At 32.3% G+C, this 17,908-nt stretch carries 16 protein-coding genes; 5 read left to right on the top strand and 11 right to left on the bottom strand.

Annotated features, from left to right (window positions below):
- Positions 1 to 35: 35 nt before the first annotated feature.
- The 3 genes from P7F85_RS08590 to P7F85_RS08600 all read right to left on the bottom strand — a co-directional run bounded on the left by P7F85_RS08590 (position 36) and on the right by P7F85_RS08600 (position 5,637).
- Entirely contained in the window at positions 36 to 3,482 is a 3,447-nt protein-coding gene (locus P7F85_RS08590) for a pyruvate carboxylase (protein ID WP_002467496.1), read from the bottom strand.
- Between the two features lie 337 nt (positions 3,483 to 3,819).
- Positions 3,820 to 5,043, bottom strand: coding sequence for a cell division peptidoglycan polymerase FtsW (ftsW, locus tag P7F85_RS08595; RefSeq protein WP_002467498.1), 1,224 nt, complete (start codon positions 5,041 to 5,043; stop codon positions 3,820 to 3,822).
- 318 nt (positions 5,044 to 5,361) lie between these two features.
- Entirely contained in the window at positions 5,362 to 5,637 is a 276-nt protein-coding gene (locus P7F85_RS08600) for a YlaN family protein (protein WP_002450671.1), read from the bottom strand.
- A gap of 147 nt (positions 5,638 to 5,784) precedes the next feature.
- Here P7F85_RS08600 and P7F85_RS08605 point away from each other — a divergent pair, with 147 nt between their 5' ends.
- Both P7F85_RS08605 and P7F85_RS08610 read left to right on the top strand, forming a co-directional pair.
- Positions 5,785 to 6,267 (top strand): hypothetical protein, encoded by a 483-nt coding sequence (locus tag P7F85_RS08605; RefSeq protein ID WP_002467505.1) that lies wholly within the window; start codon positions 5,785 to 5,787, stop codon positions 6,265 to 6,267.
- Complete coding sequence (locus P7F85_RS08610; protein ID WP_002467494.1) at positions 6,268 to 6,453, top strand: DUF2197 domain-containing protein; 186 nt, start codon at positions 6,268 to 6,270, stop codon at positions 6,451 to 6,453.
- A gap of 212 nt (positions 6,454 to 6,665) precedes the next feature.
- On the opposite strand, the gene typA is transcribed toward P7F85_RS08610, so the two are convergent.
- Complete coding sequence (gene typA, locus P7F85_RS08615) at positions 6,666 to 8,513, bottom strand: translational GTPase TypA (RefSeq protein ID WP_002467500.1); 1,848 nt, start codon at positions 8,511 to 8,513, stop codon at positions 6,666 to 6,668.
- A gap of 99 nt (positions 8,514 to 8,612) precedes the next feature.
- On the opposite strand from typA, the gene P7F85_RS08620 reads away from it, so the two are divergent.
- Positions 8,613 to 8,804 carry a DUF5325 family protein gene (locus P7F85_RS08620; RefSeq protein WP_002467499.1) on the top strand — a complete coding sequence of 64 codons (192 nt, stop codon included), beginning with the start codon at positions 8,613 to 8,615 and terminating at the stop codon, positions 8,802 to 8,804.
- A 292-nt stretch (positions 8,805 to 9,096) separates the two neighbouring features.
- Here P7F85_RS08620 and P7F85_RS08625 read toward each other — a convergent pair whose 3' ends face one another.
- Positions 9,097 to 9,915, bottom strand: coding sequence for an inositol monophosphatase family protein (locus P7F85_RS08625; protein WP_002467495.1), 819 nt, complete (start codon positions 9,913 to 9,915; stop codon positions 9,097 to 9,099).
- Positions 9,916 to 10,081: 166 nt separating this feature from the next.
- On the opposite strand from P7F85_RS08625, the gene P7F85_RS08630 reads away from it, so the two are divergent.
- Together P7F85_RS08630 and P7F85_RS08635 are read left to right on the top strand one after the other, a co-directional pair.
- Positions 10,082 to 10,696 (top strand): YktB family protein, encoded by a 615-nt coding sequence (locus tag P7F85_RS08630; protein ID WP_002467504.1) that lies wholly within the window; start codon positions 10,082 to 10,084, stop codon positions 10,694 to 10,696.
- Between the two features lie 142 nt (positions 10,697 to 10,838).
- Positions 10,839 to 12,185, top strand: a complete 1,347-nt coding sequence (locus tag P7F85_RS08635; RefSeq protein WP_015365185.1) for an Nramp family divalent metal transporter — start codon at positions 10,839 to 10,841, stop codon at positions 12,183 to 12,185.
- Positions 12,186 to 12,268: 83 nt separating this feature from the next.
- On the opposite strand, the gene P7F85_RS08640 is transcribed toward P7F85_RS08635, so the two are convergent.
- The 6 genes from P7F85_RS08640 to P7F85_RS08665 all read right to left on the bottom strand — a co-directional run bounded on the left by P7F85_RS08640 (position 12,269) and on the right by P7F85_RS08665 (position 17,898).
- Positions 12,269 to 12,772, bottom strand: a complete 504-nt coding sequence (locus tag P7F85_RS08640) for a DUF4064 domain-containing protein (RefSeq protein ID WP_015365186.1) — start codon at positions 12,770 to 12,772, stop codon at positions 12,269 to 12,271.
- Between the two features lie 135 nt (positions 12,773 to 12,907).
- Positions 12,908 to 14,047 (bottom strand): lipoteichoic acid stability factor AuxB, encoded by a 1,140-nt coding sequence (auxB, locus tag P7F85_RS08645; protein WP_002465397.1) that lies wholly within the window; start codon positions 14,045 to 14,047, stop codon positions 12,908 to 12,910.
- Between the two features lie 72 nt (positions 14,048 to 14,119).
- A complete protein-coding gene (locus P7F85_RS08650) occupies positions 14,120 to 15,193 on the bottom strand; it encodes an ABC transporter substrate-binding protein (protein ID WP_002465395.1) in 1,074 nt (357 codons plus the stop codon).
- The gene (locus P7F85_RS08655; RefSeq protein WP_015365188.1) at positions 15,190 to 16,002 is read right to left on the bottom strand and encodes an ABC transporter permease; all 813 of its coding nucleotides are present in this window, start codon (positions 16,000 to 16,002) and stop codon (positions 15,190 to 15,192) included. The genes P7F85_RS08650 and P7F85_RS08655 overlap by 4 nt, the downstream gene beginning before the upstream one ends.
- 5 nt (positions 16,003 to 16,007) lie before the next feature.
- Complete coding sequence (locus P7F85_RS08660; RefSeq protein WP_019235863.1) at positions 16,008 to 16,811, bottom strand: ABC transporter permease; 804 nt, start codon at positions 16,809 to 16,811, stop codon at positions 16,008 to 16,010.
- Positions 16,804 to 17,898, bottom strand: a complete 1,095-nt coding sequence (locus tag P7F85_RS08665) for an ABC transporter ATP-binding protein (RefSeq protein ID WP_015365190.1) — start codon at positions 17,896 to 17,898, stop codon at positions 16,804 to 16,806. The genes P7F85_RS08660 and P7F85_RS08665 overlap by 8 nt, the downstream gene beginning before the upstream one ends.
- Positions 17,899 to 17,908 lie beyond the last annotated feature (10 nt).

Genomic DNA, 17,908 nt, shown 5'->3' on the forward strand with positions numbered 1-17,908 from the left:
TGTCTGATTGAATGTTGGGGATTTTTAAATTAATCTCATACTTTTTCAATTTCTATTAATAAATCACCTGTTGCAATCGCATCACCACTTGCTACGGTAATCCGTTTAATCACTCCATCAAATGGTGCTTGGACAGTTGTTTCCATTTTCATGGCTTCAGTGATGAGTAGAGCTTGGTTAGCTTTTACTTTATCACCAATAGCTACTTTCACCTCGGTCACTGAACCTGGCATTTGTGCACCAATGTGACAAGGATTAGTTTTATCTGCTTTTGGTTTTACATTAACATTCGCTTTAACATTTTCATCTTTAATATATATACGTCTTGCTTGACCATTCATTGAGAAATAAATGGTTCTTTGCCCATTTTCATCTGGTTCACTAATTGTTTCTAACTTAATGATTAGTCGTTTACCTGTGTCAATTTCAATTTCAACTGTTTCTCCATTTCTCATACCAAACAAGAATGTAGGTGTATCTAGTAATGATAAATCACCAAATTGCTCTTTCGTTGCAATAAATTGTTTGTATACTTTTGGATATAAGACGTAACTTATAATGTCTTGCTCAGTTACTTCGATGTTTTGAATTGAAGCTAATTCTTGTTTTACTGCATCGAAATCAACAGGTTCTAAATATTCACCAGGTCTATTTTCTAATGATGTTTGCCCTTTTAAAATTACTTTTTGAAGTTGTGCATTAAAACCATTGACAGGTTGACCGATTTCCCCTTTAAAGAACGAAACTACAGATTCTGGGAAATCTAATTTATGTCCTTGATTAATAACATCATCTTCATTTAGATCGTTTTGAACCATAAATAATGCCATATCTCCGACTACTTTCGAAGATGGAGTTACTTTGACAATATCACCAAATAAGAAATTCACACGACGATACATATCTTTAACTTCATCGAAGCGTTCTCCTAAACCAAGGCTTTTAGCTTGTTGACTTAAATTAGAATATTGTCCGCCAGGCATTTCATGTTGGTAAATTTCTGTATTTGGAGATTTGATATCACTTTCAAAATCAACATAATAAGGGCGCACTGTTGACCAATAATGACTTATTTCTTCTAACCCATTAATATCTGCTCTCAATTGACGTGGGAAGCCGTTTAAAGCATAGTATAATGAATTGGCACTAGGTTGACTTGTTAAACCACTCATTGATGCTACAGCCGTATCGATGATATCCACACCTGCATCAATCGCTTGCATATACGTTAATAAACCATTGCCACTTGTATCATGAGTATGAAGATGTATCGGCATATCAACTGCTGCACGTAAATGTCCAATAAGTTCATAGGCTGCTTTCGGTTTTAATAAGCCGGCCATATCTTTAATGGCTAAAATATGGAATCCTTCTTTTTCTAATTCTTTTGCTAATTTCACATAGTAGTCCAATGTATATATATTAGATCTTTCAGGATTTAAGATATCTCCTGTATAACAAATAGTACCTTCTGAAATCTTTCCTGCTTCTTGAACTGCTTCGTTCGCCACTTTCATTTGATCTACCCAGTTTAATGAGTCAAAAATTCTGAATACATCAACACCTGCTTCTGCACTTTCTTTCACAAATTTTTGTATAACATTATCTGGATAATTTTTATAACCCACGGCATTTGAAGCACGTAATAACATCTGAAATAGCACATTAGGTATTGCTTGGCGCAATCTTTCAAGTCGTTCCCACGGATTTTCTTTTAAGAAGTTATATGCTACATCAAACGTTGCACCGCCCCACATTTCAAGTGAAAAATTATCTTTAAATACTTCTGCTGTTTTAGAAGCAATATTCAACATATCTTTAGTACGTACACGTGTGGCTAATAAAGATTGATGAGCATCTCTAAATGTTGTATCTGTCATTAAAACATCTTCTTGTTCGCGTACCCAATTTGCCACACCTTTAGGGCCTTGTTGATCTAATAACTGTTTCGTACCTGAAAACGTAGCTATTTTCTTTTGTGATACTTTAGGAATAGATGCAGCTTCATAAAGTGGTTTAGGTCGTTGTTCAACATTAGGGAACCCATTAATAGTTACATTACCTATGTACTCTAATGTTTTCGTACCTCTATCTAAAGTTGGTTCTATATTAAATAATTCAGGTGTCTCTTCTATAAATTTAGTTGTATAATCGCCACTTCTAAATTGTTCATTTCTCATCACATTGATTAAAAATGGTATATTCGTTTTCACACCTCGAATACGCATTTCTCTTAATGAACGTTCCATCTTTTCTTCAGCTTGTTTGAATGACATAGCATGCGTCGATAGTTTTACTAATAATGAATCATAATACGGCGAAATCTCTGCACCTTGGAAACCATCGCCAGCATCTAAACGGACTCCAAATCCACCACTAGAACGATATGCAATAATTGTGCCAGAGTCAGGCATAAAATCATTGAGTGGATCTTCAGTAGTAATACGACACTGGATCGCATAACCTAATGTTTGAATATCTTTTTGCTTTGGCATACCTATTTCTTCACTAAATAATTCTGCACCATCAGCAACTAATATTTGCGTTTTAACGATATCAATACCTGTAATCATCTCAGTGATTGTATGCTCCACTTGCACACGTGGATTGACTTCTATAAAAAAGAATTCATTACCAGATACTAGAAATTCGACAGTTCCTGCGTTTACATATTTGATATGAGACATTAATTGAAGCGCAGCGTCACATATTTTCTTTCTTAAGGATTCTGACAATCCAACGGACGGCGCTACTTCGACAACTTTTTGATGACGACGTTGAACAGAACAATCACGTTCATAAAGATGGATCAAATTACCATATTCATCACCTATAACTTGTACTTCAATATGTTTAGGGTTATCAATGTAACGTTCTATATATATTTCACTATTACCAAATGATTTCTCTGCTTCAGATTTAGCACGATGGAATGCATCTTCAAGCTCACTTTCTTCATGAACGATACGCATACCTTTACCGCCACCACCACTGGTAGCTTTAATCATCAATGGATAACCAGCTTCATTAGCAAAAGATTGGGCAGCTTCATAGCTTTCTATAGGTCCATCTGTGCCTGGTATAACTGGTAAGTTAGCTTTAAGTGCAGTAGCTCTAGCTTTAACTTTATCTCCAAACATATCCAAATGTTCTAGATGTGGTCCAATAAATTTGATACCCTCTTCTGCACATCTGCGCGCAAATTGTTCATTTTCACTTAAAAATCCATAACCTGGGTGGATCGCATCTACATTTGCTCTTTTAGCTACATCAATAATGCGTTCAATATTCAAGTAACTTTCAGCTGGTCCTAAATCACTACCAACTAAGTAGGACTCATCGGCTTTATATCTATGTAATGATGATTTATCTTCTTTAGAGTATATGGCTACTGTATTAATATTTAATTCTGCAGCAGCTCTAAAAATTCTGATAGCGATTTCCCCACGATTGGCTACTAATAACTTTTTAATATGTTTCAAAAGTGATCACACCCCTGTTAAATTTTCGGAATTTTCTTACTAGTCTGATACTAAGATTTTATCTTATATAGATTGCTTTTTCTATAGTTATTGCATATTAGTCATAATTCTTTAATTTAAGTGTCACATAAGATAAATATTCTTATTGCGAAGCTAACTCAACTTATCAAATTCATATAAACTTATCATAAACAATAACTTTATATTATCATTGCATCAATCATATTTCCAGTTAAATCTTGTATGTTTAATAAATATTTATAATAAAAAAAGCTAATCTCTATAACTTTAGAAAATTCAATATAATGAATTTTCTAAAGCGAGATTAGCTAAATACTTATTGATATCGTCGTTTAATATCGACTTTATGTTGTTTGGCTCTTTTTTCATCCATTTTAATCTGTTTAGCAGTAATGAGTAATAATCCCATTGCTATACTTAAACTAATCATGGCAGATCCGCCAAAACTTATAAATGGTAATGGTACCCCTGTTAATGGGATCGTTGCTGAAATACCACCTAAGTTAACAAATGTTTGACTTCCAATATAACTTGCGATACCAACACAAACCAATTTATAAAAATATGAGTTAGTTTTATTTGCAAGCTGAAACGCACGATAAACAATGAAAAATTCTAGTAAAATGACAAACAAACCGCCTACTAATCCTAATTCTTCACAGATAACCGCAAAAATAAAGTCAGTATGTGGTTCAGGTAAATAACCTAATTTCATAATACTATTACCTAAACCACGACCAAACAGACCGCCATTACCTATTGCCATAAGTGAATTCGATATATGATAACCAGTTCCTGATTCGGCACTAAACGGATTGGTTAAAGTACTAAATCTTGCTTCAAGATAACTAGGTAATAAACCTGCAATCAGAACTAATAACGAAATCAAAACACCTGCAATTGCTACCATAATACCGTATTTCAAAATATTATGTACACCGATTCCTGCATAAAAAATGATTGAAAAGAATATGATTAATATTAATAGCGTTTGCCCTACGTCCTTTTGTAAAAAGACTAAAGCGACACAACTGGCTACTAAAATAATAGGTGCTGAAATTAATTTAATTTTATTACGCACTGCTGGCATTTTCTTTTCTATCATAAATGGTAAATATAATATAATAGCAATTTTAAGTAATTCGGATGCTTGTAAGTTCATAAATCCTAAGTTGATCCAACTTTTAGAACCATTAATATTTTTACCAATAACTAACGTAATTAAGAGTAAAACAAATATACCTATCATCATCCATTTTTGGACATTGGGTTGTTTCAGGACCTTTACATTCATGATAAATGCCATAAAAAAGACAATAGCAAAGCTCATAATGACGTATAGCAATTGCCTTGTATAGAAATAAGTACCTGATACTTCAGCACCACCTGTTAAAGTGCCTTTCGTAGCAGCAACCATACTGGCACTATAAACCATAACTAAACCAATTAAACATAGGATGACGTATGTGACCAACAATGGATAATCGATAAATTTAGATGTTTTTCCAATGTATCGCATTATATTTTTAAAATTTTTCATATACTTGTACATCCAATTCAAATTTTTTGAGAGTTGAGATTAAGAGCATCAATACAAATAATCAATGACTCTAAAACCTATCCTTTTCATTATAAACTTCCTATGTATCACAAAACAAATATTAACTTAACAATTATTCAAAAAAGATAAAATGACTGAGAAAATATCAAATATGATACTATCTCAGCCACCATTTTTACAATGTGCAAGTTACGGTTCCACATTTCATACTAGCATGAAAGTGTTGTCATAAATGTATTAAAATAATTCTAGTAACATCAATAACAATATATCAACACATCAAATTTATATAAAAAATTAAACGTTTGTAAATGCTTCGTGTAGTTTTGAAAGTTCTTTTTCAAGTCTTAACATAAGATTTTTGCCGTCTTCTTTCTCAACTAGCCCGAGTTGTACAGCAAAATCTACTTCTTTTTGAAGACCGAACATTTGTGTATCTAAAACTTCTTCGTAAAGTGGACAAGAAGGCACTGTTAAATTGTCCATTTGAACTTTAATAAGATGTAATATTCTATCTGCATCTTTGTTCAGTTGGTCATAAGCCGCATTATTTAATTTCGACTGATTAGCCATGACACGCACTCCCCCTATCATTTCATTAAATATCTTCAATATATAAAATTTTATCTTACTGAATGTTAAAAAGCAAGTATCTTTAAATTAAGTATAACGTATTTTATGATAAAATAATATAAGATAAAAATTTAGGGAGTGGGCAAGATGATTCAAATAAAAGGTGCGGTGAATTTCCCCATCACATTAGATAGTACAACATGGATTTTTGATGATAGAAAGGTAAGCCTCGAAGACTTAGAAAAAGGCGTTTTCGATGGCACTAAACCAATACAGTTCGAAGATAATCGCGAATGGAATCGTGCTATCTTAGAAGGTCAAACTAATCCACCAACATTAAATTCTGAAATTAAATATAAAAAGCGTTCTGTATTAGAGGGTTCATTTGTTATAAATATGACACCATTCTTTAAAACTTCTGAACCACAATCAAATGCAACCGCTATTAAATTATTTAATGACGAAGATGCTATAGAAGTTCCATTAGATTTATTACCATATTTATTCTTCCAATTTGCTAAAGATGGTAAACGTCTATATGACGATAACTCTGTGGATAGTTTTGTATATGATACTGAAAAAGGTTATAGTTACGAATTTAAGTATGTAAAATATATTGAGGTGATTTAATTGGTTCCAGTCAAATGTATCATTTGTGATACTACAGTACATATTGATGAAAACACTGTAGAAGCAAAACGACTTAGAAATAATCCTATTCGTACATTTATGTGTGATGATTGTAAAAGTCGTCTAGATACACCTAAACAGCCTCAACCATTTTCAACACATATTGATAAAAAGGAAAATGACTAATTAACTAGCGTATGATTGTAGCGTCTTTATATAAGAAGTTGTAATCATACGTTTTTTATATGCGTAGATGATTTATTCCGATTCGATTTATATCTACTTGTTTAAGATTAATTAAATCTAAATCCACAAAAGAAAACCACTTGATTATTGAAGAACATCAATAATCAAGTGGTTTTTAAATGACTCTTATTTAACAATGTATCAGACGTTGATTATTCGTCCTCTGACATCATTTGTTTAACGCGTTTAGCTTCTTTTTCACGCACTGATTTGTTTAATAATTTCTTTCTTAAACGAATACTTTCAGGTGTTACCTCAACTAATTCATCATCATTGATAAATTGTAACGCTTCTTCAAGTGTTAATACACGAGGTCGATTCATAGTTTGTGTTTGATCTTTCGTAGCAGAACGTACGTTAGTTTGGTGTTTTGTTTTAGTGATATTAACGGTTAAGTCATTTTCACGATTATGTTCACCAACAATCATACCTTCATATACTTCAGTACCTGGTTCCATGAAGTTAACACCACGGTCTTCTAGTCCTAAAATTGCATACGTACTAGCAGAACCTTGATCCATTGAAATTAATGCACCATTTCTTCTGCCACCAATTTTAGCTTTAATACGAGGTCTGAATTCTTCAAATGTATGGTTGATAATCCCATAACCACGTGTCATTGACATAAATTCTGTAGTATAACCAATCATACCACGTGCTGGTACCATAAAGATAAGACGAGTAAGACCATTATCAGTTGTCATCATATCTAACATTTCACCTTTACGTGCACCTAAAGATTCAATAACAGCACCAGAGTTTTCTTGAGGCACTTCACATTGAACTCTTTCGAATGGTTCACACATAACGCCATCAATTTCTCTAATGATAACTTGTGGTTTAGATACTTGAAGTTCGTAACCTTCACGACGCATATTTTCAATTAAAATTGATAAATGTAATTCACCACGTCCAGCAACTACCCATGCATCTGGTGAGTCTGTTGGTGTAACTTTTAATGATACGTCTGTTTCAAGTTGTTGATCTAAACGTTCTTGAATTTGACGCGCTGTAACGAAATCACCTTCACGACCTGCAAATGGTGAATTGTTAACTCTAAATGTCATTTCAAGCGTTGGTTCATCAATACGTAATACTGGTAAAGCATCTTGATGATCATGTGGTGTTACTGTTTCACCTACGTTGATATCTTCCATGCCAGAAACCGCGATTAAGTCACCTGCTTGTGCTTCTTCAATTTCTTCACGTTTTAATCCAAAATAACCAAATATTTTTGTTACACGGAAGTTCTTAACGCTACCATCTAATTTAATCAGTGATACATTATCACCTACACGCATTTTACCTCTGAATACACGTCCTACACCAATACGTCCAACATAGTCATTATAATCTAATAATGCTACTTGGAATTGTAATGGTTCATCACTGTTGTCAACTGGTGCTGGTACATAATCGATAATAGTTTCATATAATGATTGCATATTTTCATCTTGTTGTTCTGAATTTAAACTTGCAGTTCCATTAACAGCTGAAGCATATACAACAGGGAAATCAAGTTGTTCATCATTAGCTTCTAATTCGATAAATAAATCTAATACTTCATCTACCACACCTTCTGGTCTTGCAGATGGTTTGTCGATTTTATTTACTACTACCACTGGTTTTAAATTTTGTTCTAATGCTTTTTTAAGTACGAAACGTGTTTGAGGCATTGTACCTTCATACGCATCGACTACTAATACAACACCATCAACCATTTTCATGATACGTTCAACTTCGCCACCGAAGTCAGCGTGTCCTGGTGTATCTAATATATTAATTCGTGTACCTTTATAGTCAACCGCAGTATTTTTCGCAAGAATTGTAATACCACGTTCTCTTTCTAAGTCATTAGAGTCCATAGCACGATCGTCAACATGTTCGTTCTCTCTAAAAATTCCTGATTGCTTTAATAATTCATCTACTAACGTCGTTTTACCATGGTCAACGTGCGCAATAATCGCTATATTACGTACATCTTCTCTTATATTCGTCATATTATAAATTTCCTTTCTTAAGTAAACTCCCACTTTTAATTACAACTTTTTTATTATATCATAGATTAGAGAAAAAATAAGTAAAAGGTGGGGTATGGGATGCAACAAAAAAAATCTAAAGGCATTTTCTGGATATTCTCAATTTTGGCTTTAATCTTTTTATTGCTATTTAGCTTTAGCATTGGTGCAGCAAATGTTCCAATGATGATTTTAACATTTATATTACTCGTTGCAACATTTGGTGCCGGTTTCACAGTGAAAAAGAAATATCGCGAAAATGACTGGTTATAGATGATATAGCCCAATATTAATAAAATAAAACTTTATTTAAAATTCAATGTTAGTGGTATTTTGTTTTTAAGGTTTATTGCATAATGTGCTTGTCTCTTGGCAAGTCAGAAGAATAGTAATCGATATGATTAGCATATTAGGCATAACCATTTAAGATCATTGCATAATCAAACCCTAACAACTACTTTCTCTTTGATGAGTTAGTATGCTTTCAAACAAATTTTATTTAATTTTTACAAAAGACAAAGCCTGGAACATAATCTGATGTCCCAAGCTTTGTCTTTTTAATATTTTAATTTCCAAAACGTTTTTTATGATGCATTCTTAAAGTATCTTCATGATTTTTTAAATAATCACTTATTATTTCATCATGTAATAAAGGATTAGCCATGATAATAGAATTGGGTCGCGTAATAGTTAATGTTTCACCAAGTAAATTAGTGCCTTTTCCCCCAACTTCGTTGAGTATCATTAAACCACCAGCATAGTCCCACGGTTGTAGTCTTGGCGTTAAATATGCAGCTAGTTGCCCTTTAGCTACACTCACAATTTCTAATGCAGCACTACCATAAGCTCTTGCACTACGTGCATCATTCACTATTGGTGCAAAAATAGGTCCCATAATTGGTTTGGTTAACCAATTAGGATTAATGCCAATAATACTTGTTTTTAGTTGCGTATCTTTTAAAGGTTCTAAAGCATGGTTATTTTCAAATGCACCCTCACCTACTTTGGTATGATACAAAATATCTCTCATAACATCGTACACAAAGCCAGCATATGGTTTGCCTTCATGATAAATCCCGATTGAAATAGCGAAGTTTTCTTGTTGATGAACAAAGTTTAATGTGCCATCTATGGGGTCAACTACCCAAACAACACCGGAAGTATCAATCAAGTCATGACCATGACCTTCTTCACCAATCACTTTATGCTCTGGATAATTTTGATGTATCATATCATAAATATAATCTTCAGTTGCTCTATCTACATTTGTCACTAAGTCATTAGGATTGGATTTAGTTTCAATATTTAATTCATCTTTCATCATTAAGCGTACTTTATTACCCGCTTCTAATACTAATCCTTTTGCAAAATCGTAAAGTGCCATGGTATCATCTCCTATTTATCTATATTATACATGATTATGGTCTCAATTTTATATTTATAGACTCCCCTATTTTTAACAATTTATGCATTCTTTTGAAACTGCAATTTAGAATTTTAATGCTTTATTATGCTACAATAATTCTAATCATAATCCTAGGAGGCAAATCATGACTAAATACACATTTTCACCTCAAAATTTTAAAGCCTTTGATGTGGATGGACTAGATGCTAGAATGGAAGCACTTAATGAGCATGTTAGACCGCAATTGCATCAATTAGGGGATTATTTCACTGAATACTTTACAACTCAAACAGGTGAAACATTTTATCCTCACGTGGCAAAACACGCTAGAAGAAGTGTCAATCCACCTAAAGATACGTGGGTTGCATTCGCTCCAAATAAACGCGGCTACAAAATGTTACCTCATTTCCAAATCGGCTTATTTAGAGACCAATTATTTATAATGTTTGGTGTCATGCACGAAGCAAAAAATAAGGCTGAAAAAGTTAAAATTTTTGATAAACATTTTGATACATTAAGAAACTTACCGTCAGATTACAGCATCTGTCTTGATCATATGAAGCCTGAAAAGACGCTCATTAAAGACTGTACTGATGAACAGTTACATGAAGCCATTGATCGTGTCAAAAATGTTAAAAAAGGTGAATTCTTCGTAGCTAGATCAATTACACCAGATGATCAAAGGTTAAAAACTGATAAAGCTTTTATTCAATTTGTTGAAGAAACATTTGATCAATTTTTAAAATTCTATTCTGCTTAAGTCAAAAGAATTCACGATACTTGAACCTGTGACATCCACTCATGTCCAGGTTTTTTTATTTTGTAAAATATTTTTAGGTTGACCTAAAAATAACATTAGGTTAATATATCAATATATTTTAAGTTAGAGGTGAGTTTTGTTTATGAATAAGCAATCAGTCGACCAAGAACATCAAAAAAGCTTAGACGAAATTAATAATACGATTGATTTTGACTATAAAAGTAATGCAAGTCAAAAACTTTTGGCTTTCTTAGGACCTGGATTATTAGTAGCTGTGGGATATATGGATCCGGGTAACTGGATAACTTCTATGCAAGGTGGCGCACAATTTGGATACACCCTCTTATTTGTAATATTAATTTCTAGTTTAGCTGCTATGTTATTACAAAGTATGACCGTAAGATTGGGTATCGCAACGGGTAGAGATTTAGCTCAAATGACACGCCATTTTTTATCTAAACCTATCGCGATTATTTTCTGGATTATCGCAGAATTAGCTATCATTGCTACGGATATTGCTGAAGTGATTGGTAGTGCAATTTCACTTAATTTACTCTTTAATATTCCATTAATCGTTGGTGCTTTAATTACAGTATGTGATGTATTTTTACTATTATTTATAATGAAATTTGGATTTAGAAAAATAGAAGCCATTGTAGGTACGCTTATATTCACTGTTTTAGCCATTTTCACCTTTGAAGTTTATATTTCTTCACCGAATGTATTGAATTTATTAAATGGCTTTGTACCCCACACTGAAATCATTACAAACAAGGGTATCTTATATATTGCATTAGGTATTGTAGGGGCAACTATTATGCCACATAATCTATATTTACATTCTTCCATTGTTCAATCACGGAAATATGATAGAAATAATAATGAAGATAAAGCACAAGCAATTAAATATGCAACGATTGACTCCAACATCCAATTATCTATTGCATTTGTAGTCAATTGCTTGTTATTAACATTGGGCGCAGCACTATTTTTCGGAACTAACACAGATGAATTAGGTGGATTTTATGATTTATACCACGCTTTAAAAACGCAACCATTATTAGGTGCCACATTGGGTGGTATTATGAGTACCTTATTTGCAGTTGCTTTACTTGCATCTGGACAAAATTCAACAATTACAGGTACATTGGCAGGTCAAATTGTAATGGAAGGCTTCTTGAGATTACGTATTCCTAATTGGCTTCGTCGACTGATCACACGTTCTTTAGCTGTAATTCCTGTTATTATTTGCTTAATCATTTTTAATGGTAATGCCGAGAAAATTGAACAATTATTAGTATTCTCACAAGTATTTCTAAGTATTGCGTTACCTTTTACTTTAATACCACTTCAATTAGCTACAAGTAATAAAAAGTTAATGGGACCATTTATTAATAAAACATGGATTAATATTATTTCATGGTCACTCATTATTATTCTAAGTATTCTAAATGTCTACCTCATTATCCAGACATTCCAAGAATTATAAAATAAAAAACCGGTTGAAATGAATTAACAGTTCAACCGGTTTTTTATTATAAATCACTATCATTTTTAAGAATAATAGTTGAATTAATACGTATATGGTTTATCTTTTTGTTGATGTTCTTTTAATTCCTTTTCAGGATCCCACTCATTTCGTTTAGAATAATCTTCTTGATGATTATGAACAGTTTGATCTCGCTTAGGTCTCTGTTGATTAGATTTCGTTAATAGCATAATACCTGCAATGAACCATAAAATCATCGCAATGATATTCGTTGCCATAATACCGACCACCGCTGCTGCAATTAATAAACTGGCACCCAATTTATTTCTACCTTTTACTGTTAATGCACCAACAATTCCTAAAATAGTTGAAAATGCAAGCACACCCATAGATAATGCTATTGATGTAGTAAGCATTTCCATTGACATCTCTTGATTACCGCCCATCATTTGGTTAACCATTTCCTTATTTTGAGATGCACCGCTTCCTGATTTCATCGCAAAATAACCTATAATGACAAACAGTAAATATAAACTACTTAAACCATTGGCTATCCATGCTAATATCAATTCTGTTTTTCTCTTCATTACAGTACCTCCTTTAACTCTTACATTAATCATACTAAAAACTATCTTTACATGCTATTCAATACGATAAAAATCTATTAACAACAAAAAATACCAAAAGTGAATGTTAAGTATCACTTTTGGTATTTTAATTAATTATTTTTCATTGTCATTTCCGTCAATTTTTTGATGATCTTGTTTCACTTGATCTCTCATATCTTTTTCCGTATCACCAAACATTTGACGACGTTCTTCATAGTTCATTCTTCTTTGATTAACCGCACTTGGTTGATTCTTACGTTTTTCTTTCATACGCTGATTATACGCTTTACGCTTTTCTTTTTTCTTAGCACGAATTTCAGCTTTTTCTCTTTTACGTTGCGCTTTTAGCTCTTTAGGATCAACTTGAGGTTCTTCATTATATTGTTGTGATGGCTCTACATCATCTTGCTCATTATATACCTCTTGATTATCTGTAGAAGCCTTATCTGAACGTGACTTTTTGTTATATTTCGCTTGGCGAGATAATAATGTTGGTTCTTCATCTTGTTCATTATCATCTGAACGATATTCACTTTCTACAGCACGTTTAGGAAACTGTTCGTATTTATCATCTTGTGATTCTTGTTCGTCTTGAATTTGATTTGTTGAACCTGTTGTTGTGTCATACGCTTGTTCTTTTCGTTCCATACTACGACGTGACGGACGTCTACGTTGTTGTGGCTCTTCAACTGGTTCATTTTCAGTTTCATTATGATGCGTAAAAGCTTCTTGTTCTGACATTTCTTCGTATGGTTGATAACCATAACCACCGTTATAATAGTTCGGTACGGTTTCAACTTTATTCTTTCTTACAAACATCATAATAGCAATGATAAAGAATAAAATTGGAATAATTAATGTTACTACAAGTAATACTAAAGGTATTGTGATAATTGCTGATAACAAGAATAAGAAACCAGATAATATTCTAATGTTCATAGAAATTAAAGCTAAAAATGAAATCAATAAACAAACGATGAAATACACTATAATCGCCCAAACACCATTTTGTAACCAAATCACAAATTGTGTAGTGCTTAAGCTATTATTTGCTAAGACTTGTTGAATAAGATCATTATTATTTAATGTATTCTCTAAGTTAGCAATAGATGTATCATTACTAAATGACACTAAAGCTATAAACATCGTGACGATTGTCAAAATTAATAAGAATACCCAACTAAGCCACCCTAAAACTTTTTCTGTTAGTCGACTGACTGGACGTTTAATTTGAGTATATTGCTCTCCTGTCATTCGTTACAACTCCTTACTTTACTTATCAAGTTATTATATCGAATATAACAAAAAATAACTACCATTTTCATTTTACTTTAACGACATTTTAAAATTTAAAAAACTTTCGTTATATTCACTTAATGTTTCTTGCCCTAAATCTTGATATACTTCCAATCGTTGTTGTTCTTTTTGATTAGGATAAAATCTATGATCATTTCTAATATCTTTAGGTAACATCTTTCTTGCTTCTTTATTTGGTGTAGCATAGCCTACCCATTCAGTATTCTGCTTATTGTTTTTTTCATCTAACAGAAAATTCATAAAGCGATATGCGCCTTCTTTATTTTGTGCAGTTTTAGGTATTACCATATTATCAAACCATAAATTTGATCCTTCTTTTGGAATAACATAATTATATTTGTCACTATCTTGAACTAATGGAGCAGCAACTCCACTCCATACAACTGCAATACTTCCTTCATTTTGTTCAAGCATCATTGTGATTTCATCACCTACAACGCCTCTAACTTGTGGCGCTAAATGATGTAAATCAGATTCCGCTTTTTTGATATGTTGTGGATTTTTATCATTCAAACTATAGCCTAATTTATTAAGGCCCAAACCTATAATTTCACGTGCACCATCAACTAATAATACTTGGTTTTTATATTTAGATTTATACAAATCTTGCCAACTATTAAAAGATTCATTAGGATACTTATCCTTATTATATAGTATTCCAACAGTTCCAAAGAAATATGGTAATGAATATTGATTATGTCGGTCATATGACATATCCATATAATCTGAATCTAAATTTTTAATATTAGGTATTTTCTTATGGTCTAAAGGTTCTAATAAATGTGCACGCTTCAATTTTTGTACTGTATATTCACTTGGAAAAGCGACATCATAATGTGTTCCTCCATTACGTATCTTAGCTTCCATAGCTTCATTCGAATCAAATGTTTCATAAACCACTTGGATACCTGTTTCTTTTTCAAACTTTTTAATTAAGCTTGGATCAATATACTCTCCCCAATTATAGACGTATATTTTTTGGTTAGTGTCTGTGTTTTCTTTCGATTTGAACCAGTGACTCACGCCTAAACATAAAACACCTATCATAATTGAAATCAAAATCAATTGTAAAAATCGTTTCATGTATTGACACCTCGTTTCGGATGCTTTTTACGTTGCACGAGGTGTTGAATTGCGTAGTAACCAATAACACCTATCACGATTACACCGAATAAAATTGTTGAAATTGCATTAATTTCCATGCTTATACCTTTTCTAGCCATTGCATAAACTTCTACAGATAATACACTGAATCCATTACCAGTGACGAAGAAACTCACTGTAAAATCATCTAATGAATAAGTTAATGCCATAAAGAATCCACCGATTATAGCAGGCATAATATTCGGTATAACCACACTACTTAATAATTGCGATTCAGTAGCACCTAAATCTCTAGCAGCATTCAACATACTATCATTCATTTCATATAATTGTGGTAAAACAACAATAACAACAATTGGAATACAAAATGCGATATGGGATGCTAACACTGTCCAAAATCCAAGGCCTAAACCTGTAAAATGACCTATTGCAGTAAACATAATTAAAAATGACGCACCAATTACAACATCTGAAGATACCATTAGTACATTATTGAGCGTTAATAGCGTCACTTTAAACTGTTTATGTCTTAAGTGATATATAGCTATAGCACCGAATGTTCCAATCAATGTAGAAATTGCTGCTGCGATTAATGCGACGGCAACTGTATTAAATATGACTGACATTAATTTATCATTTTGGAATAAGGTTTGATAATGTGCCAGTGTGAAATGTTCAAAATGTATCATATTACCTGCTGAATTAAACGAATATACCATTAAAAATAATATAGGTATATATAATATAGCTATTAATATACCTATATATAGCTTGCCATACCACTTCACACAACTCACCCTTTCCTATGATTAGATTTTGATTTAGTCATAATTAAAATAAATGCCATAAAAATGATTAGGAATAACGCTATTGTTGAACCCATACCATAATTTTGAATAGTTAAAAATTGCTCTTCGATAGCTGTCCCAATATTGATCACTTTATTGCCGGCGATTAAACGTGTAATCATGAATAGTGATAATGCTGGTATAAAGGTTACTTGAACACCAGTCATTACACCTTCCCTCGTTAAAGGCATAATCACTTTACCAAAGGTTGTTAGTGGATTAGCGCCTAAATCACTTGATGCTTGTAGTAAATTATTAGGAATTGCTTTCATACTATTAAAGATTGGTAATATCATAAATGGTATATAGATATAACTTGATACTACTATGAATGCACCCGCAGTAAATAACATATTAATTGGAGATAAATTAAAGATGTTAAATAATTGGTTGATTAATCCATCATGACTCAACAAACCTATGAATGCATATGTTTTCAATAATAAGTTAATCCATGTAGGAATAATCATAATCATCAGTAGTAAATTTTGAAATTTAGATTGAGCGATATAATAAGCTGCTGGGTAACTTATTAATAACGTGACAAGTGTAATAATCACAGCAAATATAATAGAATCAGCAAACATTTTAAAATAACTCAAAGTGAAAATATTTTCATAGTTAGTTAAACTAAAATGGCCTTGATTGTCTAAAAAAGAATAATAAACAAGTAATACGACTGGAATGATTATGAATAATACCATCCAAATCAAGTATGGAATAAGCAATAAACGATTAGTATTACGCATTTTCAACATCCTCATAACTTTCAATACGTTTATCAAATTCTTCTTCCGTTTCACCTGGTACCATGATATGAATTGCTTCTGGCTCAAAATACAAGCCAACTTCACTGCCTACTTCAGCTTTACGTGTTGATTGGATCACCCATTCATATCCCTTTCTATCAACCACACAGATTTCGTAATGAACACCTCTAAAGAGCATTGAATCTACTTTTACTTGGAACAAACCTTTATCTGCTTCAATCAATGAAATATCTTCAGGACGAATGACAACTTCTACTTTTTGATTTGCAGGTATACCCATATCTACACAATCAAAATCTTGACCATAGATATTTACAACATAATCTTCTACCATTCGACCTTCTACAATATTCGATTCACCAATAAAATCAGCTACGAAACGATTGACCGGCTCATCATAAATATCGTTTGGTGTTCCAAATTGTTGAATTTTACCATCTTTCATAACAAAAATATAATCACTTAAAGCTAATGCTTCTTCTTGATCATGAGTAACAAAAATAAAAGTAATACCTAGACGAGATTGTAATTCTCTTAATTCATACTGCATTTCAGTTCTTAATTTTAAATCTAAAGCTGAGAGTGATTCATCTAATAATAAAATTTCTGGTTCGTTAACAATGGCTCTAGCGATGGCTACACGTTGTTTTTGACCACCACTCATACCATTAATATTACGATCTTCATACCCTGATAGCTTAACAAGTCGAAGTGCTTCTTCTACTTTTTCTTTAATAGCACTTTTACTCATTTTCTTTAATTTCAACCCGTACGCGATATTTTCAAATACATTGAGATGTGGGAATAAAGCATAATCTTGAAAAACTGTATTTACTTTACGTTTGTTTGGAGGTAATTTTCCAATTGGTTTATTTTGATAAATTACGTCTCCTTGATCAGGATATTCGAAGCCAGCAATTAATTTTAAAATGGTTGTTTTACCACAACCTGAAGGCCCTAATAATGTGTAAAAATGACCTGATTCTATATCTATATCAATTTCATTTAATATTTGAACGTCATCATATCCTTTGCTTACGCCTTTAAATGATAATAATGGTGCCAATATTCACAAC

It is taken from the genome of Staphylococcus sp. aM, from assembly GCF_052975125.1.